This window comes from Roseicyclus sediminis, from assembly GCF_025515305.1.
Lineage (GTDB): Bacteria > Pseudomonadota > Alphaproteobacteria > Rhodobacterales > Rhodobacteraceae > Roseibacterium > Roseibacterium sediminis.
In genome coordinates, this window is the sequence record NZ_JAOPHT010000002.1 from 1 (window position 1) to 18,993 (window position 18,993).

Sequence of the window (18,993 nt, forward strand, 5' to 3'; positions counted from 1 at the left end):
GCCCCTCGGCGAGCGCGCGGGCGAGGCCGAAGCCGCCGTTGGCCGCGCCCGCCACGCGCATCGGCGCACTGTCGGGGCGGGGCACCAGCGCATCGGCCTCCGCGTCGAAGTCGAGCTTGCCGCCGGCCTGGCAGAACAGGTGAACCGAGGGCGTGTAGCCGCCCGAAACGAGGATCGTGTCGGCGTCGACGTGTTCGCCGCTGACCGTGGCCGCGCCGACTTCGCTCTGCCCGTGCGCCCGCGTCAGCCGCCCGCCCCGGATGAGCCTGACGCCCTCGGGCGGGTCCGGGACCCCGTCGTGCCGGGCATCTGCGATGGTGACGCGGGCGCCGGCCTCGGCCAGGGCGCGGGCCACGGCATGGCTCGCGTCATTGGCGGTGGCCAGCAGGATGCGCCGCCCCGCCACCGCGCCATGAAGCGCGAGGTAGTGCAGTGCCGCCTCGGCCGAGAGGATGCCGGGCCGGTCGTTTCCGGCGAACCAGAGCGGCCGCTCGATCGCTCCCGCGGCCAGCACCGTCTCCTTCGCGCGGATGCGCCAGTGCAGGTCGGGCCGTCCGTCGCGCCGCTGCCAGGCGGCGAAGGTTCCGTGATCGAAGGCGCCCCAGAGCGTCGTGTCGGTCAGCACCCGGCCACCCGCGGCCTCCACGGCGGCGCGCGCGTCGGCGGCGAAGTCGTGCCACGGCCCGCCGTCGATATTGCCCCCGCGCCAGCGCAGCGTGCCGCCGATCTTGCGCGCCTCGTCAAGGAGCCAGACCGTCCGTCCCGCCCGCGCGGCGGCCCGTGCCGCGGCAAGGCCCGCGGGCCCTGCGCCGATCACCAGCAGATCGCAGGCGCCGTCGATGTGCGGATTGTCGGCCGGTGGGGCATGGCCGGGATCGAGCCTGCCGAGCCCGGCCATGGAACGGATCATCGGCTCCCACCGCATCCAGCCGCCGGCCATGAAGGTCTTGTAGTAGAACCCCGCGGGCAGGAACCGGTGCAGGAGGTCCAGGACCTGCAAGCGGTCGCGCCTTGCGTCGGGGGCGGTGTTGACCGACCGCAGCGCCATGCCCTCGCGCAGCGGGACCAGCGTCGCGCGCTGGTTCGGCGTGGTCACGCCATCCTCGGTCACGTCGAGGATCGCGTTCGGCTCCTCCCCGCCCATGCCCCAGAGACCGCGGGGCCGGTGATACTTGAAGCTCCGCCCCAGGATGCGCGGTCCGCCCGCCAGCAGTGCCGAGGCCAGCGTGTCGCCCGCGTAGCCCCGAAGCGGCATGCCGTCGAAGGTGAAGGACAAGGGCCTGTCGCGGTCGATCCGGCCGAGATCCGGGTGCCGCCAGCCGCTCATGGCGTCCGTCCCGGCAGGGCTGCCACATCCGTCACCGCGCGGGTGGCGGTGTCCCGCGTCATCACGAAGAACTCGCCGCAGGTCAGGTGAACCCAGACCTCGCGGGCCGTGCCCTTCGGTGCGTCGTTCATGTAAAGATAGTCGGCCCAGGCGGCATCGGTGACGTCCGGCGCCGGCTCTGGCCGGTGCTTGCCCGCTTCGGCGGCGAAGTGGAACTCCGTCTCGTCGCGCGGGCCGCAGAAGGGGCAGGGGAAGCGTTGCATGTTTGTCTTTCCCGCCTATCGCTTCGCTACCTGAGGCATGGTCCGTCTCCCTAGTGCGCGATGCCGGAGCCCGCGGCCTCGTCGATCAGGCGCCCCTCGGCAAAGCGGGACAGGTCGAAGGGGCGGCTGATCTCGTGGTGGCGGCCTTCGGCAAGCAAATGCGCCAGCAGCCAGCCGCCGGCGGGGATCGCCTTGAACCCGCCGGTGCCCCAGCCGCAGTTGACGTACAGGCCCTCGGGACCCACGGGGCCGAGGATGGGCGAGCTGTCCGGCACGACGTCGACGACGCCCGCCCATTGCCGCAGGAGCTTCAGCTGCCCGAAGGCCGGGAACATCTCCAGCAGTCCCGAGATCACCGTCTCCTGCACCGGCAGGTTGCCGCGCTGGCCATGGGTCGGCACCCGGTCGAGCCCGCCTCCGAAGACCAGTTCGCCCTTGTCCGACTGGCTCACGTAGGTGCCGGTCCCGAGGTAGAGCAGCACCGTGTCGAGGACCGGCTTCACGGGTTCCGAGACGAAGGCCTGCAGCGCGTAATCGTGGATCGGAAGACGCGCGCCCGCCATCGCGGCGAGGGCCGGCGTCGCCCCCGCGGCGGCGAGGCCCAGTCGCTCGGTGCGGATCGGGCCCAGTGTCGTTTCCACGCCCGTGACCGCGCCGCCCTCGATAGCGATGCCCGTGACCTCGCAGTTCTCGACGATATCCACGCCGAGGGCGCTTGCCGCCCGCGCATAGGCCCAGGCGACCGCATCGTGACGCGCCACGCCCGCACGCCCCTGCCAGACGCCGCCGAGACACCGATAGCGCGCATCCGACCCCTGGTTGAGAAGCGGCACGCGCTCCAGCGCCCGGCGGGCGTCCATCAGCTCCCCATCCACGCCGTTCAGCTGCATCGCGTTGGCGATCCGGGCGCAGATCTCCATCTGCGCGGGCGTATGCGCCGCGATCAGCATGCCGCGCTGGCTGAGCATGATGTTGTAGTTCAGCTCCCGGCTCAGGTCCTCGTAGAGCCTGAGCGCGAGATCGTAGAGCGCGACGCTCTCGGGATAGAAGTAGTTCGACCGGATCACCGTGGTGTTCCGCCCGGTGTTGCCGCCGCCGATCCAGCCACGCTCCAGCACCGCGACCCGGCGCATGCCATGGTTCTTCGCGAGGTAGTAGGCCGTGGCGAGCCCGTGCCCGCCGCCCCCCACCACGACCGCGTCATAGGCGGCGGCGGGCCGGACGCGCCTCCAGGCCGCGCGCCAGCCACGGTGGCCGAGCAGGCCCTCGCGGGCCAGCGCGATGGCCGAATACCGTGTCATCGGGCCGCCACCCCGCGCGCGTGCGCCTCGAACTCGGCCACTTGCTCAGGCCGGGGGCGGACGCCCGTGAAGGCGTGCAGGTAGCCCGGGACGCGCGACAGCCGTTCCTCCAGCGTCTCGTTCAGTTCCAGCGCGTAATACCCGATCTGTTGGTAGTAGAGCACGCGGGCGCGGATGTCGGCCTCCTCCGGCGGATATCCGTGGCGGCGGAACATGGCCGCGATCGCCTCGGTCCGGGCGGTGTCGGACCGGTCGATCACGCGGCGCACCGCGCCGTCGCGGCGGGCCCATTCGCGGACCGCGAAGTCGAGCTGATGGTTGAAGCCGTCGGGATCCACGATGCAGCGGAAGAAGTTGTTGACCGCATCGATGATGTCGGCCGAGGGCATCGCGGCATGGGCGAGCAGTATGCCGGTATTGCCGCGTTCCCATTCCGCAAGCAGCTGGTTCAACAGGTCCTTGCGGCTCTTGAAATACCAGTAAAAAGACGACCGCGAGACGCCCAGGCGTTCCCCGATGGTGAGGACCTTCACCTCCGACACGCCGTCCGAGACCAGAAGGTCCATCGCCACGCGCAGCCAGTCCTCCCGCGTGACCTTGACGTTGCCCGCCAGCGGCTCGACCGTGGCGGAGGGGGAGGTGCGAGGCATGCGTTCGGGCTCCGCCATGGCTCAGCTTTCCGGGGCCGCGCCGCCCTCGGCCTCGCGCCGGGCGATGAAGGCATCAAGCGCCTCGTGCCGGTCCTGGGGCAGGACGGGCTCGGCGGGGCGGTCGAGGATGGCTTCCCAGACGCCCGCGGCGCGCTCGGTGGCGTCACGCGCGCCGCGCTCGGTCCAGGTGCCGAAATTTGCGTAGTCGTGCACCAGGGGGGCGTAGAACTCGGTCCCGTAGCGCTCCATCGTCTGCGGTGCGGCGAAGAAATGGCCCATCGGCTCGACCGCGGCGAGGGCGGTGTCGAAGCCGATCTCGGAAGGTCCGGCGCGCTGCCCGGCGCAGAGTTCGGCCACCATGTTCAGGACGTCCACATCGGTCACGATCTTCTCGTAGGATACCGTGAGCCCGCCCTCAAGCCACCCCGCCGCATGAATGACCACGGTCGCGCCGGCCAGAAGGCACCCCCAGAGCCCGAACTGGTTTTCGTTGGCCGCCTGCGCGTCGTTGAGGTTCGAGGCCGATCCCGCGGCCGACCGCCATGGAAGGCCCAGGAGCCGCGCCATCTGACCGGCCGCCAGCGAGGCCTGGAAATGTCCCGGCGTCCCGAAGGCGGGCGCGCCGGACTTCATGTCGACGTTCGAGGTGAAGGTGCCGTAGCAGACCGGCGCGCCCGGGCGCACCAGTTGCGTCAGCGTGATCGCGGCGAGGCATTCGGCATGGCTGAGCGTGATCGCGCCCGCCACCGTGATCGGCGCCATCGCCCCCATCAGCGTGAAGGGCGTCACGATCGAAAGCTGCCCGGCGCGGGCGAAGTCGATCAGGCCCTGCGCCATGGGCACGTCGAGCGTGCGGGGGGAATTCGTGTTGATGATGGTGTAGGCGTAGACCTCGCTGTGGAATGCCTCGTCCGAGAGACCGCGGGCGATCGCCAGCATCTCGAAATTGTCCAGGGTCTGCGGCGTTCCGCGGGCGAAGAGGAAGGGGAACTTGTCCGACAGCTCAAGCTGGGTTCGCGTCGTGAAGTAGTGGCGCAGATGGGTCGGCACGTCCTGCGGCTCGACCGAGGGCGAGAGCATCTGGAAGACGTCGAATTCGTGGGTCAGGCGCGTGAAGTCACGGAAATCGCTGGCCGAACCGGGCCGCCGCCCGCGACGGATGTCGGTGGCATGCGGCGCGCCCGCGCCCGGCTGGAAGTTTAGCGCGCCAAGCTCCAGCGTCACGTCGCGGGGCCGCGCGCCCGCGTTGCACCGGATCGAGCGTGGCGCGGTCGCCAGCGCCGCCTCCACCATGTCGCGCCCGATGAAGACCATCTCCGCCTCGACGCGCGCGCCGCCCGTGGCGAAGATCCGGCGCGCCTCGGGCAGGAGGACCTTCACGCCGAGTTCCTCCAGCGTGCGGAGCGCCGTGAGGTGCATGTTCGCGGCCTCGTCGTCGGAAAAGACCGACATGACCGGGAAGGGGTTGCGCAGCTGACGGTAGTTCACCTCGCGGGGCGGCGTGGCGCCCGCGCCGCCGGGCCGCCCCTCGCCGCCCTCCATGCGGCGGCGCCGCCGCCGGCGTGGGGACGGCGGCTCCGCGACGTCCATCGACGTCATACCGGCCCCATCGCGCGCCGGGGCAGGCCGCGCATGGCGCGTCCCTCGGGATCGTAGGGCGAGGCGGCGATCACGCGCGCCCCGCGCTCGACCCCGACGATATGCGTGCTGAGCGCCGTGCCCTCCGCCGCCGCGTCCCGGTCCACCATCGCCATGGCGAGCGATTTGCCCAGCGTGTGCCCGTAGCCGCCGGAGGTGACGAAGCCCACGCGCTTTCCGTTCCGCCAGACGGGTTCGTAGCCGCTGGCATCGGCGTCGCCGTCCTCGACTTCCAGCGTGACGACCACCTGCGCCGGTCCCGGCCCGCCCCGTTCGGCCAGCGCCGCCTCGCGGCCGACGAAATCGCCCTTCTCCCAGTCGATCCAGCGATCCATGCCGGTCTGGCCGGGCGTGTAGCCTTGCGTGAATTCCGCCGACCAGATCCCGAAACTCTTCTCCAGTCTTAGCGACAGGAGCGCGTTGTAGCCGATCTCGCGCAGGCCGAGGTCGGCGCCCGCCTCCAGCAGCGCGCGGCGCAGCCCGGCATGATCGGCGGCGTTGCAGTGCATCTCGTAGCCAAGCTCTCCCGCCACCGACAGACGCCCGATCTTGCAGCGGTGCAGCCCGATGTCGAAATGCCCGCAGCCCATGAAGGGCAGGGCGCCGATCGGGCCGTCGGTCAGCCGCTCCACGATCTTCAGGCTTTCCGGTCCGGACAGGGAGAACCCGACGACCGCGTCGGAGATGTCGCGCACCTCGACGCCCTCGGTCCCGTGGTCCCAGAACCAGCGCATGTGCCATTCGCGCAGGTAGTAGGACCCCATGATCCACCAGGTGTCGTTTCCATCGGCGTCAGGCCCCCAGTTGAAGACCGTCAGGTCGCCCTTGAGCCGCCCCGTTTCTGACAGCATCGGCGCCAGCCGCGCGCGGCCCGGCCTGGGCAGTCGCGAGGCCATGATCCGGTCGAGCCAGGCCCGCGCCCCGGGGCCGGTGACCTCGAACCGCGAGAAGCCGGTGATGTCGAGCAGGCCCGCCGCCTCGCGCACGGCCTCGCATTCTTCCGCCACGATCGGCATGGCGTTGGAGCGTTTCAGCGTCGGCTTCTCCTCGAAATCCGGCGTCGGCGCGAAGTAGAGCGGCACTTCCAGTCCGTAGCTCACGCCCCAGCGGCAGCCTGCCGCCTCCATCTCGGCGTGCGCCGGCGCCATCTTCAGCGGGCGGCCCGCGGGAAGCTGCTCGTTGGGATAGGTCATCACGAAGCGGCGGGTGTAGAACTGGCCCGTCGTCTCGCGGATGAAGCGCTTGTTCTGCGCGTAGTCGCCATAGCGCGCCACGTCCATCGCCCAGGCATCCGCCTCGGGCTCGCCGTGGATCATCCACTCGGCCAGCGTCTTGCCGACCCCTCCGCCCTGCAGGAAACCAGCCATCACGGCGCAGGCGCACCAGTAGCCGCGCTTGCCGCGCACGGGCCCGACGAGCGGGTTGCCGTCGGGCGAGAAGGTGAAGGCCCCGTTGACCCATGTCTTGACGCCCACTTCCTGTAGCGCGGGATATCGCTCGAAGCCCAGCGTCAGTTCGGTCTCGATCCGGTCGGTCTGTTCCTGGAACAGCTCCATCCCGTAGTCCCACGGCGCGCCGTCCATGGCCCAGTGTTCGTGCTCGATCTCGTAGATGCCGAGCAGCACGCCCTTCTGATCCTGCCGGAGATAGGTAAACCCCTCGAGATCGACGGTCATCGGGACCTCGAAGTTGATCCGCTCCAGTTCGGGGATCGTGTCCGAGATCAGGTAGTGATGCTTGAGCGGCGAAACCGGAAGCTCGATCCCCGCCATGCGTCCGACCTGCTTGGCCCAGAGGCCGGCGGCGTTGACCACGTGCTCGCAGGTGATCGTGCCCTTGTCGGTCACGATGCGCCAGCCCTCGGCGGTCTGTTCCAGCGCCTCGACCCTTGTATGCTCGAAAACCTCCGCCCCCCGCTTCCGGGCGGCTTTCGCATAGGCGTGGACGGTGCCTGTCGTGTCGAGATAGCCCTCGCGGTCGGCCCACATGCCACCGAGAATGCCGTGGGTCGACATGATCGGGTTCAGCTCGCCGCATTCCTCGGGCGTCACCAGGCGGCAGTCCTCGATCCCGATGGACTGGAAGATGCGATAGGCCGATTGCAGCCATTCCCAGCGGTCGGGCGTGCCGGCAAGGGTCAGGCCGCCGGTCATGTGCAGGCCGATGTCCTGTCCCGATTCCTCCTGGATCTCGGACAGTAGGTCGATCGTGTAGGCCTGCAGCGCGGCCATGTTCGGATCCGCGTTGAGCGCGTGGAACCCGCCCGCCGCGTGCCACGACGAACCCGCCGTCAGGACCGAGCGTTCCAGCAGGCACACGTCCGTCCATCCGAATTTCGCCAGGTGGTAGAGAACCGAGGCGCCTACGACGCCGCCCCCGATGACCACGACACGATACTGCGATTTCACGGCGAATCCTCCCTCGGCGAGCCTGTCCGGCAAAGGCTAAGGGCGGCCTCGGCGCCATGTCTAGACATAAGTGTCCACACCGCGCGGACGCCCCCGTCCGGGTCGTTCCCGGCCGCAAGACGCCGCCGCGTCTTGGGCGCCCCGACCGGCGGGATGCGCGGTCTGCAACGATTTCATCAGATATCGTCGGCAAACGCGCTATACCTTCGTCCGGAGATTCCGCACCCGACCGGAAATCAGGAACCGGGGGGCGGGGCAGGTTAGGGAGGACCAGCCATGCTCAAGAGAATACTCGTGCCCGTAAGCGGCGATGGCATGGGAGAAACCGCGCTTGCCCATGCGGCTGCGCTGGCCCATCGGCACAAGGCGCATATCGTCGTCGCCCATTGCCGCGCGCGCCCCGAGGACATGATCCCCTACAGCACGCTTCTGCCGTCCTTCGCGCGCGAGACGATCATGACCCAGGCCTCGGAACTGGCCGACCAGGAGGAGAACGCCCTGCGCGAGGCGCTCCACGGGATGGCGGGGTCGCTCGACCTCTCCGAGACGGAGAGTCCCGACGGCACGCGGGCCACCGTGGAATTCGTCGAGGAATTTGGCCGCGTCACCGACATCGTGAAACACAACGGGCGCCTGGCCGACCTTGTCGTGGTGGTTCAGCCTGACCGCGACCGCAACCTCGGGACCAACGCGCTGAAGGCGGCACTGTTCCAGACCGGGCGGCCCGTCCTGATGTGCCCGCGCACCGACGGCGTCGATCCGGACTTCGGCGCGCGGATCGCGGTGGGCTGGAACGGGTCGCTCGAAGCGGCGCGGACCGTGGCCCTGACGCTCGATCTGGCTGTCGCCGCCGACAGCGTCACGATCCTCGCCGGCGGGCGCGGGGAACCCCACGGAGCCACCACCGAGGAACTGGCGGACTACTACCGGTTGCGGGGCATCGCCGCCGTGATCCACCGGTTCGAGGCCCGCAAACCCGGCCTCGCTCTGTTGGAGAAAACCACCGAAACGGGGGCGGGTCTGCTGATCATGGGCGCCTACGGGCACAGCCACGAGCGCGAGACGCTCTTCGGAGGCAACACCCAAAGCGTTGTCGACAAGGCGAAAATTCCCGTGGTGATGGCCCATTGAAAGAAAATTTCGCGGCGAAATAAAATAAGGCTTGAAGGAAAGCGGTTGTAATTTAGTTACTCCCTTGGCGAGGGGGCCGGACAGGTCCGGCACCTCGCCCGTTTCTGCGAGAGGGGAGGTTCTATCATGACGAAGACGATGCGCGGCCTTGTTCAGATGTCCTGCGCGGCACTCATTGCGATGTCGCCCATGGCGGCCTTCGCCCAGGATTGGGAGCCCCGGCGTCCCATCGATTTCACCATCATGGCCGGCCCCGGCGGCGGCGCCGACCAGATCGCCCGCTTCATCCAGTCGGTGGCCGAACAATACGACATGACCAACCGTCCGCTTGTGCCGACGAACCGCGGCGGCGGGTCGGGTGCCGAGGCGCTGATCCATGTCAGCAGCACGTCCGACCCCGATCACACGATCCTCGTGACGCTGAACTCCTTTTTCACGACGCCGCTTCGGCAGGAAAACCTCGGCATCGACATCCAGACCTTCACGCCGGTCGCGATGATGGGCGTCGATCCCTTCGTCCTGTGGGTCCACACCGACAGCGGCATCACCAATTTCGAGCAGTTCCTCCAGCAGGTTCGCTCGATGGACGGCGAGTTCGTGATGGGCGGCACGGGCACAGGCCAGGAGGACTCGATCGTCATCGCGTTCATGTCGGGCGCCTACGACCTCGACATCAACTACATCCCCTATGACGGCGGCGGCGCGGTGGCCCGCGATCTCGCCGGTCAGCAGATCATGGCGACGGTGAACAACCCCGCCGAAGCCAAGGGCTTCTACGAGGCGGGCCAGTTCGTGCCGCTCGTGGCCTTCTCGGACGAGCGTCTGCCGGCCTATCCCGACGTGCCGACGATGCGCGAGATGGGGCACGACTTCTCCTACTACAACCAGCGGGCCGTGGTCGGCGCGCCGGGCATGTCGGACGAGGCGGCGGCCTACTACGCCGATCTCTTCACCCGTATCTACGAAAGCGACGAATGGCAGGCCTATCTCGAATCCGAGAGCCTCTCGCCGCTGTGGATGAATGCCGACGAGCAGCGCGCCTACTGGGCGACACAGGTCGAAAGCCATCGGGAGCTTCTCGCCAGCCTCGGCGAATGATCCCGCCCTCCGTCAACGTGCCTGGCGAATAGAGGGCGACATGCGCAACGGCGAAATCTTCGTGGCCGGGATCCTGGCGCTCTTCTCCGTATACCTGATGGTGAAGAGCGCCGAACTCCCCATAGGCTTTGTCTCCGGCCGGGGACCGGGCGGCGGCGCCTGGCCCTTCTGGCTGTCGGCGATCATGCTGGTCTGTTGCGGCTTCATCGCCTTCAACTGGTGGCGCGGCACCAGCCCGCCTTCACGGTCGGAAGAGCCGTTTCTCGACAGCTACGGCTGGCGCATGGTCATCACGGTGGGCGGCGCGCTGATCGTGTTCGTGGCCCTCATCGAGGTCATCTCGATGTACGGCGCGATCGCGGTCTTCCTGCTCTACTACCTGCGGTTCCTCGGGCGCCATTCCTGGGGCCTCAGCCTCACGATCTCGCTGGCCACGCCGCTGATCTTCTTCTTCTTCTTCGAGGGTGCGATGCGGATCACGATGCCCACCGGCCTGCCGTTCACCGATCCGTTGTTCGATCTGCTCTACGAAATCATCTACTAGGCGGCATCCGACATGGAAATCCTGTCCCTTCTTGGCGGCGGCATGTTGCTGGCGCTTCAGCCCCTCAACCTCGCGCTGATCCTGATCGGCGTGACGGTGGGCCTGTTCATCGGCGCGATGCCGGGGCTCGGTTCGGTCAACGGGGTGGCGATCCTGCTGCCCATCACCTTCCTCGTGCCCCCGAGCGGGGCGATCATCTTCCTCGCCGCGATCTACTACGGGGCGATGTATGGCGGGGCGATCTCGTCGATCACGCTCGGCATCCCGGGCGCCTCGACGGCGGTCGCGACCACCTTCGACGGTCGACCGCTCGCGCGGCAGGGCAGGGCGAGCCTGGCGCTGGTGACAGCCGCCATCGCCTCGTTCATCGGCGGCACGGTGGCGAACGTCTTCTTCACCGCCTTCGCACCGCTTCTGGCCAGCGTCGCGCTCGCCTTCGGGCCGCCCGAGATCTTCGCGCTGATGCTGCTGGCCTTCGCCACCTTCGTGGGGCTCGGGGGCGACGACATCCCCAAGACGATCTTCTCGATCTGTTTCGGCCTCGTCCTCGGCGCGATCGGCTTCGACCAGATCTCGGGCGCGCCGCGCCTCGTGCTCTTCGACATGAACGGCTTCCTGCAGGGCATCGGCTTCCTCGTCCTGGCCATCGGCGTCTACGGCATCGGCGAGATGATCTGGACCATCGACCAGGCCCGCGGCGAGGTCGAGACGAGCACGCCCAAGATGACCATGCGCGGCATGGCATCGGACGCCGCCGAGGCCACGCGCCGCGGATGGAAGGGCACGGCGATCGGTTCGGTCCTGGGCTTCTTCGTGGGCATTCTGCCCGCCGCCGGCGCCACGCCCGCCTCGCTCATGTCCTACGGCGTCGCCAAGATGATGTCGCGCGTGCCGGAGGAATTCGGCCGCGGCAATCCCGACGGCGTCGCTGCGCCCGAGGCCGCGAACAACTCCGCCTCCACGGGCTCCATGCTGCCGATGCTGACGCTCGGCATCCCCGGCTCGCCCACCACCGCGATCCTGCTCGGCGGCATGGTGATCTGGGGGCTGACGCCCGGACCGCTCCTTTTCGTTCAGGAGACCGAGTTCGTCTGGGGCCTGATCGGATCCTTCTACATCTCGAACGTCGCAGCGCTCCTGATAAACCTCGCCTTCATCCCGCTCTTCATCTGGATGTTGCGGATGCCCTTCACGATCCTCGCCCCGATGATCTTCGTGCTGTCCATCGCCGGCGGCTACGCGGCCACGCGGGACATGTTCGACATCTGGCTGATCGTGATCTTCGGACTCGGAGCCTTCGTCCTGCGCCGCTTCGACTATCCGCTGGCGCCCGCGGTCCTTGCCATCGTGCTCGGCCCCATCGCCGAGCCGACCCTGCGCCAGTCGCTGCTCCTGTCTTCGGGCGATCCCTCGATCTTCTTCACCCGTCCGATTGCCGGGCCGATCACGGTGGTGGCGCTGATCCTGCTCCTGCTGCCCGCGCTGAAGCTCCTGCGCCGGCGCCGGGGCAAGGCGGAGGACGGGGCCGCCTGAGGCATCGGCGTCCTCGTCCGCCTGCCCCCTTCATCCTGGCAAAAAACTCCGGGGGTCCGGGGGCTGGCCCCCGGCGTCGAAACGTTGCCGACGTTCCGACGGTTTCGACTGCCGCGCGCCGGCGCGGCGCGGCCCTTGGTCCTCAGGCCGCGGGTGCCCTGACGCCCGGCCGAAGGGTGCCGGGCGTCCAGCACCGCACGGAATTGGCGTGCACGGCCTTGCGCAGCCGGGCCATGCGTCCGCGCCGTTCGGACGTCTCCATGCGCAGCGCCGAGAGGATGGAGCTGTCCATGGACCGGTTCGAGAAGGGGTTGGTCAGGACCGCGCCACCAAGCTCGACCGCGGCGCCCGCGAATTCCGACAGGACCAGCACCCCGTCGCCATCGACCCGCGCGGCGACGAACTCCTTGCACACGAGGTTCATCCCGTCCGCCAGCGGCGTGATCCAGGCCACGTCTGCAGCCCGGTAGAGCGAGACGAGTTCGGTGAAGGGGATGGCGCGCGAGATCAGCGTGATCGGTTGCCAGTCGAGCGTGCCGAAGCGGCCGTTGATGCGGCCCGCGGTCTGCTCGATCTCGTTCTGGATGCTTTCGTAGGCCGTCATGTTGCGGTTGGCCGAGACCGACACGTGCATCAGGCGCACCTTGCCGATCAGTTCGGGATTGGCCTCCAGCACGCGCTCGAAGCTCGATAGCTGCTCGATCCCGCCCTTGGTATAGTCGGTCCGCCCGACCGAGAGGATCAGGCGGGCGTCGCCGAGGTCCTCGCGGATGTCGCGCGCCTTCTGCGCCGCTTCGGGCGCCTCGGCCTGACGTTCGATGAAATCGACATCGACCCCGACCGGCGTGACGCTGATGTTGACCCGGCGGCCGCCATAGCTCAGCGCCTGCGGCATCGCGCGCTCGGTCAGGGCGGTTCCCTCCGCGATCCACTTGTCGGGAACCGCGACGCGCTCGACGCCGCCGACGTCGAACAGGCTCCGGGCGACGGAGACGAAGTTCGCGGCATAGCGCGGCACATGGAATCCGACGTCGTCGCATGCCAGCAGGCTCTGGACGATCTCCTTGCGCCACGGCAGCACGTTGAACGTGTCGGCGGAGGGAAAGGGCGTGTGGTGGAAGAAGGCGATGCGCACGTCGGGGCGCAGCTTGCGCAGGTAGCCCGGCACGAGCCAGAGGTTGTAGTCGTGCACCCAGACGAGCGCGCCCTGCGAGGCCTCGGCGGCCGCGGCCTCGGCGAAGGCCCAGTTCACCTCGCGGAAATTCGGCCAGTCGACGGGATCGTAGTTGTAGCGTTCCTTGAAGCTGTGAAGGATCGGCCAGAACGCCTCCTTGGAGGTCACGTGGTAGAACTCGCGCACCTGGTCGGCCGAGAGCGGCAGGCGGGAGACCGAGTATTTCCCGTAGGCGTCGTCGATCTCGATCACCTGCTCGAAGCCGGGATCGGAGGGGTCCTCGGCCAGTTTCCAGGCCACCCAGGCGCCGTGGTCGACCGAGCCGAAATAGCTTTTCAGCGTCGGCACGATGCCGTTCGGGCTCGAGTTCTCCTTGAGGACGATGCGCCCGTCCTCCTCGACTTCCTCGTAGGGCTGGCGGTGGTAGACGATGACGAGATCGGATGCCATGGCTGTGCTCCTTCAGGCGGCGTCGCGGCGCAGGACGTCCAGCGCGAGAATGGCCTCGGCGATGCCGGCCGCCCCCTCGCCGGAGGCGAAATGGACATGCTCCTTGCCCTGCAGTTCCGCGACCAGCGCGGGCTCGGAGTTGCCCACGGCGACGGCGGGAAGGCCGAGCGCGAGCATCGACAGGTCGTTCAGCGTGTCGCCGGCCACGAGGCAGCGCTCGTTCGGGACATCGAGATGGGTCAGAAGGCGCAGGAGCGAGGGACCCTTGCTGACCCCTTTCGGCAGCACGTCGAAATAGCGGTCGGCGGACACCAGCGCGTCGAGCCCGAGGCTTGCCACGATGTCGAAGGCGCTGCCGTCGAAGCGCTCGGGGTCCATGTCGTAGCTCACCCGGTAACGGAAGCCGGTGGATTGCAGGCGCAGGCCCGCGACCCGGTGAAGCGCCGCCTGCACGCGCGCGCTCGCCTCGCCCCAGGCTTCCGCGATGGAGGCCTCGAGTTCGGCGATGGGGGACAGCAGGTGATCCTCGTCCACCGAGGCGATGGTGGTGCCCACGTCACCCACCACGTAGTCGGGGCGCGGCACGCCTCCCTTGCGCGTGAGGTTGCGGATGAAGCCCGGGTCGCGGCCCGTCACGAAGATCAGCCCCACATGCGTGCGGTTTCCCTCGATCCAGTCATAGAGGCGCGCCCGCGATGCATCGGAGCCTCCGAGAAACGTGCCATCGAGATCGGTGGCCAGGACAAGCGCCTTGCCGGACATGTCGGGGTGCTGAGCGGTCGTGTGGGCCTGGGTCATGAGAACCTTTCTGCAAATTGTTGAATGGCCGTGTCAGAGGCCGGGTGATCGAAGGAGAGATCCATCGCGCGCGGCTCGGCCTCGATCGGGCGGGACCAGAGCGCGGCGAAGGTGGCGCCGGGTTCGGCGCCATGGTGAAGGATTTCCCGCACCGCCTCGCAGATCGGCATCGAGACGCCGACACGGCGGGCGAGGTCGGTGACCGAGCGCGCATTCATCTCGCCTTCCACGACGACCGGGCGGCCGTCGAAGCATTCCGCGCGCGGGATGCGCTGTCCGAGTTGCAATCCCAGCGACATGTTGCGGGACGTCGGGCTGGAGCAGGTGAGCGTCAGGTCGCCCATGCCCGACAGTCCCGTGACGGTCTCGCGGCGGCCGCCGAGCGCCTCGGCCAGGGCCTTCATCTCGTCGACGCCCCGGGTGATGAGCGCGGCGCGCGTGTTCTCGGCAAAGCCCGCGCCCGTCATCATTCCGCAGGCGATGGCGATGACGTTCTTGACCGCGCCGCCGATCTCGACGCCCACGAGGTCGTCGGAGATGTAGGCGCGGAAGCTCTCGGTGGTCAGGGACATGGCCATCCGCGCGGCCGGGCTTTCGTCCGGGCGCAGACGGTCGGCATAGGTGAAGGGGAAGGCGACGGTCGCGGCGGTCGGATGACCAAGTGCCGTCTCTGTCGCGAAGGTCGGCCCCGAGACGCAGCCCACCGGGCGGTGGCCAAGTTCCTCTTCGGCGACCTGGGTCATAAGAAGTCCGGTCTCGGCCTCAATCCCCTTGGCGCAGATGGCGACGGGAATGCCGTCCGGCGCGTGTTCGGCCACCTGCCTTGCGACCGAGCGCACCGAGCGCGAGGGCACCACGATCACCGCGGCCTCAGCACCGTCGAGCGCTCCGCGCATCTCGTGCACGGCGTGAAGGTTGTCCGGCAGGGCGATGCCGGGAAGGTAACGCGGGTTCTCCGAGCGGGCGTTGATCGCGTCGCAGACCTGCGGATCGCGGCCCCAGAGACGCGCCTCGACCCCGGCGCGGGCGATGGTCGCCGCAACGGCCGTCCCCCAGGACCCTGCGCCGATCACGGCGATGCGCTTGAAGGATGTGGGACGGAACGGGCGCGGAACCCCCGCCAGAGGCTGGTGTTTCATGTCGTCTCGCTGGATTTCAGAGCCTTGCGGCGAGGCGTTGCGACGCGATGGTCGGGCTGCCGGTCTGCCCACCATGTGAGCGGGCGCTCTATGTCGCTTATGAAGCAAACATGTCGCTAAAGGTACATGTCTTTGCGGAAAGGTCAATGCCGCAGCTGCGAAACGACCCCTGTTTTCGGTACCGGCACGGTATGGCACCCCCCGATATGACCACAAAATGCCTGCAGAATGCGCTCATCCGGCGCAAAATGTAGCAGGGAGGTGACGAAAAGCGACAAGTCGGTGTCGTTTTTTGACATCTGCGCCGAGACCCTTAGGTTGCGCTGCATAGCAGCAATCACAAAGAGGGGTTTTCGAATGACATCCGACGTCCGTACCGCCATCTTTCCCGTCGCGGGCCTGGGCACCCGGTTTCTTCCGGCGACCAAGGTCACGCCCAAGGAACTGCTGCCAGTCATAGACACGCCGCTCATCCAGTATGCCATCGACGAGGCACGCGCGGCCGGCATCGAGCGCATGGTCTTCGTCAGCCACCCCTCCAAGGCCGCGATCGAGCGTCACGTGATGGACGACCGCGACCTGCGCGCGACGCTCCGGGCGCGGGGGAAGTCGAAGGTCGCCGCCGAGCTTGCCGAGACGGCGCTTTGCCCCGTGGACGACGACGTGCGCTTCGTGATGCAGCACGAGCCACTCGGACTGGGCCATGCCGTGAACTGCGCGCGCGACGACGTCCTGCCGGGGCCCGTGGCGGTGCTGCTGCCCGATGACCTGATCCTCGGCAAACCGGGCGCGCTGACGGAAATGGTGTCCGCCTATGGCAGGACCGACGCGGGCCACCTCGTCGCCGCGATGACCGTCGCGCCGGAAGAGACGTCGAAATACGGCATCCTTTCGGTCACGCGTCGGGCCGGGCAACTCCTCGAAGCCGACGGCATGGTCGAAAAACCCGCGCCCGAGGCGGCGCCGTCGCGCGAGGCGGTCGTCGGCCGCTACGTTCTCGACGCCTCGATCTTTGACGCGCTCGATGGCCAGGCGCCCGGAGCGGGCGGCGAGATCCAGCTGACCGACGCCATCTCCGAAGGCGCGTCCCGCGTTGGTCTTGCGGGCTTCCGCTTTTCCGGGCGCAGGTTCGACTGCGGATCGAAGACCGGCATGCTGGCGGCAACGCTGCACCTCGCGCGTCAGGACCCCGAATACGCGGCGGTGCTCGCCGAGCTCGATGCGGAGATGGCGGCCGAACGCGCGGCCTGACGGTCTCCGGACGGCTCGGCACGGCGGCGCGCGGCTTGTCCCCGGCGGGCGGCGCGGCTATCGCTCGGCGCCATGACCCCGATGCTTCCACCCCTGTTCGTCCTGCGCCATGGCGAGACCGAGTGGAACCGCGACGGCCGGATGCAGGGCCATCTCGATTCCGCCCTCACCCGACTGGGGCGGGAGCAGGCGGCCCGCCAGGGGGCTATCCTCTCCCGGATTCTGCCCGATGGGTCCCAGGCCGTCTCAAGCGACAGCGGACGTTCCGTGGAGACCGCGCGTATCGCGCTCTCCGGCCTCGGCCTGTCCCTCGCGCTCGACCCGCGTCTGCGCGAGGTCGCGCTCGGCGAGTGGCAGGGTCTGACGCTGGCCGAGATCGAGGCGGGGTGGGCGCCTCTCGTGGCCGGGCGCGATCCGATGGAATGGAAGTTCGACGCGCCGGGCGGCGAGACGCTCGGCGCCCTTGCCGCGCGGGCGCGTGCGATCCTGGCGGACCTGTCGGCCCCCACGGTGATCGTGACCCATGGTCTGACCTCGCGTGTCCTGCGCTGCCTCGCCCTTGGCCGTCCGCCCGAGGATCTGGGCAGGGTTCCGGGGGGACAGGGAGTGGTACACGTGATCGAGAACGGCACGGCGCACCTGATCGCGCAGTAGGCGCGTCGGGCCTTGCCATGGCCGAGGCGCCCGGTCTATGACCCGCCGCGTCGGGTGGTTAGCTCAGTTGGTAGAGCGCTTCGTTTACACCGAAGATGTCGGGGGTTCGAGTCCCTCACCACCCACCATCGGACCGGCAAGCCGACCGGCCGCCTAGGCGGTCGCGTGCCGCGCGAGATAGGCGGCAGCGAGCGCCGGTGTCGCGATCTCGGGATAGTCGCGTTCGGGGATATCGACGCCCAGACGTTCGTGCAGCGCGGCGACGAGGTTCAGGACATCCATCGAGTCGAGTTCAAGGTCCTCCTGGATATGGTCGTCGTCACCCACCGTGTCGGGGTCGATGTCGGGGGCGACGCGGACCAGTTCATCGAGGAACACGGCGCGGAAATCGGTGGCTGTCATAGGTCCTCCGGTCGTTGCATGAGATCTTCGAATTCGGCGATGAAGCGGGCCACCTGGCGGCCGTCGCTGACCCGGTGATCGGCCGACATGGTGAGCGTCACCACGTGGCGCGGCACGACGGACCCCTCCACGACCCAGGGGCGCAGATGCGGCGCGCCGATGCCCACGAGCGCCACCTGCGGCGGGAAGATGACGCCGGTCATCGCCTCGGCCCCCGTGTCGCCGAGGCTCGAAATCGTGATCGTGCCTTCCGTCATCTCCGAGCCGCGAAGCCGCCCGGCGCGGGCGCGGGTCACGAGGTCGCGCATGCCGGCCATGGTCTGCTCCAGCGTCATGGCGCCCGCGTCCATCAGCGCGGGCGCAACGAGGCCGCCGCCCCGCAGCGCGATGGCGACGCCGGGGTTCACGACCTGAGCCGGCACGTAGCCGCGATCCTCCAGGTAATGGCCGTTCATCGTTTTCACCTTCGCCGCGGCGAGCGTCGCGGCGCGCACGAAAAGCGCGCCGAGGAGAATGCGCTCGGCCGGCGGGCACCCCTCGTTCCGCGTCTCGAGGAAGGCGATGGCGGGGTCCACGTCGATGGTCTCCGACAGGTAGAAATGCGGGATCGTCCGCTTGGCCCGCGTCATCGCGGCGGCGATGGCCTTGCGCATCTCCTCCATGGGCGAGGCGCTGGTCTTCGGTTTGCCGGGGGCCGCGTGTTCCACGTCGGCCAGCAGGATCGCGCCGCCCGGGCCGCTGCCCTTCAGCGCGGCGATGTCGACGCCAAGCTTTTCGGCTAACTGTCTTGCGGCGGGCGAGGCGGGCCGCGCTCCGGTTCTGACGGGCGGCGCGGGCGCGGCCGGTCTAGCCGGCGGTGTCCTGGGTGTTTCCGGCGCAGGGGGCGGTATGGGCGGGGCCATCGCGGGCGCGCGGTCCTCGGCAGGTTCCGGCTCGGGCTCAGGCTCAGGCTCGGGCGCCCTTGGCGGCGCTGCTGTCGTCGCGGGTGGCGCCTCGCCCTCGGCCAGCACGGTGGCAAGCGGCGCGCCGACGGGCAGTTCGCGGCCCAGCTCCGCCAGAAGCTCCGTCACCGTCCCGTCCTGGAAGATCTCGATCTCGATCGCGCCCTTCTGGGTCTCGACCACCGCCACCACATCGCCGCGATGGACGGTGTCGCCGGGCTTGACCAGCCATTCGACCAGCTTGCCGGCCTCCATGTCGGCCCCGAGCGACGGCATCGTGAAGACGCCCAT

The 18,993-nt window shown here is 68.8% G+C and carries 17 protein-coding genes and 1 tRNA gene; 7 read left to right on the plus strand and 11 right to left on the minus strand.

Annotated elements, in window-relative coordinates:
* The 6 genes from N8I71_RS02560 to N8I71_RS02585 all read right to left on the minus strand — a co-directional run.
* A partial coding sequence (locus N8I71_RS02560; protein ID WP_262876364.1) for a 2Fe-2S iron-sulfur cluster-binding protein occupies positions 1-1,327 on the minus strand: 1,327 nt, incomplete at its 3' end.
* A complete protein-coding gene (locus N8I71_RS02565; RefSeq protein ID WP_262876365.1) occupies positions 1,324-1,590 on the minus strand; it encodes a sarcosine oxidase subunit delta in 267 nt (88 codons plus the stop codon). The genes N8I71_RS02560 and N8I71_RS02565, both read right to left, overlap by 4 nt.
* A 50-nt stretch (positions 1,591-1,640) precedes the next feature.
* On the minus strand, positions 1,641-2,891 hold the full coding sequence (locus tag N8I71_RS02570; protein WP_262876366.1) for a sarcosine oxidase subunit beta family protein: 1,251 nt from the start codon (positions 2,889-2,891) through the stop codon (positions 1,641-1,643).
* Positions 2,888-3,541 carry a TetR/AcrR family transcriptional regulator gene (locus N8I71_RS02575; protein WP_262876367.1) on the minus strand — a complete coding sequence of 218 codons (654 nt, stop codon included), beginning with the start codon at positions 3,539-3,541 and terminating at the stop codon, positions 2,888-2,890. The genes N8I71_RS02570 and N8I71_RS02575 overlap by 4 nt, the downstream gene beginning before the upstream one ends.
* 21 nt (positions 3,542-3,562) lie before the next feature.
* Complete coding sequence (locus N8I71_RS02580; RefSeq protein ID WP_406676069.1) at positions 3,563-5,131, minus strand: trimethylamine methyltransferase family protein; 1,569 nt, start codon at positions 5,129-5,131, stop codon at positions 3,563-3,565.
* 5 nt (positions 5,132-5,136) lie between these two features.
* Positions 5,137-7,587: a GcvT family protein gene (locus N8I71_RS02585; RefSeq protein ID WP_262876368.1), complete on the minus strand. Its 2,451-nt coding sequence runs from the start codon at positions 7,585-7,587 to the stop codon at positions 5,137-5,139.
* A 276-nt stretch (positions 7,588-7,863) separates the two neighbouring features.
* On the opposite strand from N8I71_RS02585, the gene N8I71_RS02590 reads away from it, so the two are divergent.
* The 4 genes from N8I71_RS02590 (at position 7,864) to N8I71_RS02605 (ending at position 11,893) form a co-directional block, all read left to right on the plus strand.
* A complete protein-coding gene (locus N8I71_RS02590; RefSeq protein ID WP_262876369.1) occupies positions 7,864-8,718 on the plus strand; it encodes a universal stress protein in 855 nt (284 codons plus the stop codon).
* Between the two features lie 126 nt (positions 8,719-8,844).
* Positions 8,845-9,816, plus strand: a complete 972-nt coding sequence (locus tag N8I71_RS02595; protein WP_262876370.1) for a Bug family tripartite tricarboxylate transporter substrate binding protein — start codon at positions 8,845-8,847, stop codon at positions 9,814-9,816.
* 40 nt (positions 9,817-9,856) lie between these two features.
* Positions 9,857-10,360 (plus strand): tripartite tricarboxylate transporter TctB family protein, encoded by a 504-nt coding sequence (locus N8I71_RS02600; protein ID WP_262876371.1) that lies wholly within the window; start codon positions 9,857-9,859, stop codon positions 10,358-10,360.
* A 12-nt stretch (positions 10,361-10,372) separates the two neighbouring features.
* On the plus strand, positions 10,373-11,893 hold the full coding sequence (locus N8I71_RS02605) for a tripartite tricarboxylate transporter permease (RefSeq protein WP_262876372.1): 1,521 nt from the start codon (positions 10,373-10,375) through the stop codon (positions 11,891-11,893).
* Between the two features lie 142 nt (positions 11,894-12,035).
* On the opposite strand, the gene ggpS is transcribed toward N8I71_RS02605, so the two are convergent.
* Genes ggpS through N8I71_RS02620 form a run of 3 tightly spaced genes read right to left on the minus strand, consistent with a single transcriptional unit; the run spans position 12,036 to position 15,454 of the window.
* Complete coding sequence (gene ggpS / locus N8I71_RS02610) at positions 12,036-13,517, minus strand: glucosylglycerol-phosphate synthase (protein WP_262876373.1); 1,482 nt, start codon at positions 13,515-13,517, stop codon at positions 12,036-12,038.
* A 12-nt stretch (positions 13,518-13,529) separates the two neighbouring features.
* On the minus strand, positions 13,530-14,315 hold the full coding sequence (locus tag N8I71_RS02615) for an HAD family hydrolase (RefSeq protein WP_262876374.1): 786 nt from the start codon (positions 14,313-14,315) through the stop codon (positions 13,530-13,532).
* Entirely contained in the window at positions 14,312-15,454 is a 1,143-nt protein-coding gene (locus N8I71_RS02620) for an NAD(P)H-dependent glycerol-3-phosphate dehydrogenase (RefSeq protein ID WP_262876375.1), read from the minus strand. Before N8I71_RS02620 ends, N8I71_RS02615 begins: the two co-directional genes overlap by 4 nt.
* Positions 15,455-15,811: 357 nt before the next feature.
* Here N8I71_RS02620 and N8I71_RS02625 point away from each other — a divergent pair, with 357 nt between their 5' ends.
* From N8I71_RS02625 to N8I71_RS02635, 3 genes are all read left to right on the plus strand, one after another.
* Positions 15,812-16,705, plus strand: a complete 894-nt coding sequence (locus tag N8I71_RS02625) for a UTP--glucose-1-phosphate uridylyltransferase (RefSeq protein ID WP_262876376.1) — start codon at positions 15,812-15,814, stop codon at positions 16,703-16,705.
* A gap of 72 nt (positions 16,706-16,777) precedes the next feature.
* Positions 16,778-17,359 (plus strand): histidine phosphatase family protein, encoded by a 582-nt coding sequence (locus N8I71_RS02630; RefSeq protein WP_262876377.1) that lies wholly within the window; start codon positions 16,778-16,780, stop codon positions 17,357-17,359.
* Positions 17,360-17,411: 52 nt separating this feature from the next.
* Positions 17,412-17,487, plus strand: a tRNA-Val gene (locus tag N8I71_RS02635).
* A gap of 25 nt (positions 17,488-17,512) precedes the next feature.
* Here the strand turns inward: N8I71_RS02635 and N8I71_RS02640 are convergent.
* Positions 17,513-17,761, minus strand: a complete 249-nt coding sequence (locus N8I71_RS02640) for an acyl carrier protein (protein ID WP_262876378.1) — start codon at positions 17,759-17,761, stop codon at positions 17,513-17,515.
* Positions 17,758-18,993, minus strand: coding sequence for a dihydrolipoamide acetyltransferase family protein (locus N8I71_RS02645; protein ID WP_262876379.1), 1,236 nt, complete (start codon positions 18,991-18,993; stop codon positions 17,758-17,760). Before N8I71_RS02645 ends, N8I71_RS02640 begins: the two co-directional genes overlap by 4 nt.

Coding starts and splice junctions, on each gene's coding strand:
- N8I71_RS02565 (WP_262876365.1), bottom strand. CDS start 1,590: ATGCAACGCTTCCCCTGCCCCTTCTGCGGCCCGCGCGACGAGACGGAG.
- N8I71_RS02570 (WP_262876366.1), bottom strand. CDS start 2,891: ATGACACGGTATTCGGCCATCGCGCTGGCCCGCGAGGGCCTGCTCGGC.
- N8I71_RS02575 (WP_262876367.1), bottom strand. CDS start 3,541: ATGCCTCGCACCTCCCCCTCCGCCACGGTCGAGCCGCTGGCGGGCAAC.
- N8I71_RS02580 (WP_406676069.1), bottom strand. CDS start 5,131: ATGGACGTCGCGGAGCCGCCGTCCCCACGCCGGCGGCGGCGCCGCCGC.
- N8I71_RS02590 (WP_262876369.1), top strand. CDS start 7,864: ATGCTCAAGAGAATACTCGTGCCCGTAAGCGGCGATGGCATGGGAGAA.
- N8I71_RS02595 (WP_262876370.1), top strand. CDS start 8,845: ATGACGAAGACGATGCGCGGCCTTGTTCAGATGTCCTGCGCGGCACTC.
- N8I71_RS02600 (WP_262876371.1), top strand. CDS start 9,857: ATGCGCAACGGCGAAATCTTCGTGGCCGGGATCCTGGCGCTCTTCTCC.
- N8I71_RS02605 (WP_262876372.1), top strand. CDS start 10,373: ATGGAAATCCTGTCCCTTCTTGGCGGCGGCATGTTGCTGGCGCTTCAG.
- ggpS (WP_262876373.1), bottom strand. CDS start 13,517: ATGGCATCCGATCTCGTCATCGTCTACCACCGCCAGCCCTACGAGGAA.
- N8I71_RS02615 (WP_262876374.1), bottom strand. CDS start 14,315: ATGACCCAGGCCCACACGACCGCTCAGCACCCCGACATGTCCGGCAAG.
- N8I71_RS02620 (WP_262876375.1), bottom strand. CDS start 15,454: ATGAAACACCAGCCTCTGGCGGGGGTTCCGCGCCCGTTCCGTCCCACA.
- N8I71_RS02625 (WP_262876376.1), top strand. CDS start 15,812: ATGACATCCGACGTCCGTACCGCCATCTTTCCCGTCGCGGGCCTGGGC.
- N8I71_RS02630 (WP_262876377.1), top strand. CDS start 16,778: ATGACCCCGATGCTTCCACCCCTGTTCGTCCTGCGCCATGGCGAGACC.
- N8I71_RS02640 (WP_262876378.1), bottom strand. CDS start 17,761: ATGACAGCCACCGATTTCCGCGCCGTGTTCCTCGATGAACTGGTCCGC.
- N8I71_RS02645 (WP_262876379.1), bottom strand. CDS start 18,993: ATGGGCGTCTTCACGATGCCGTCGCTCGGGGCCGACATGGAGGCCGGC.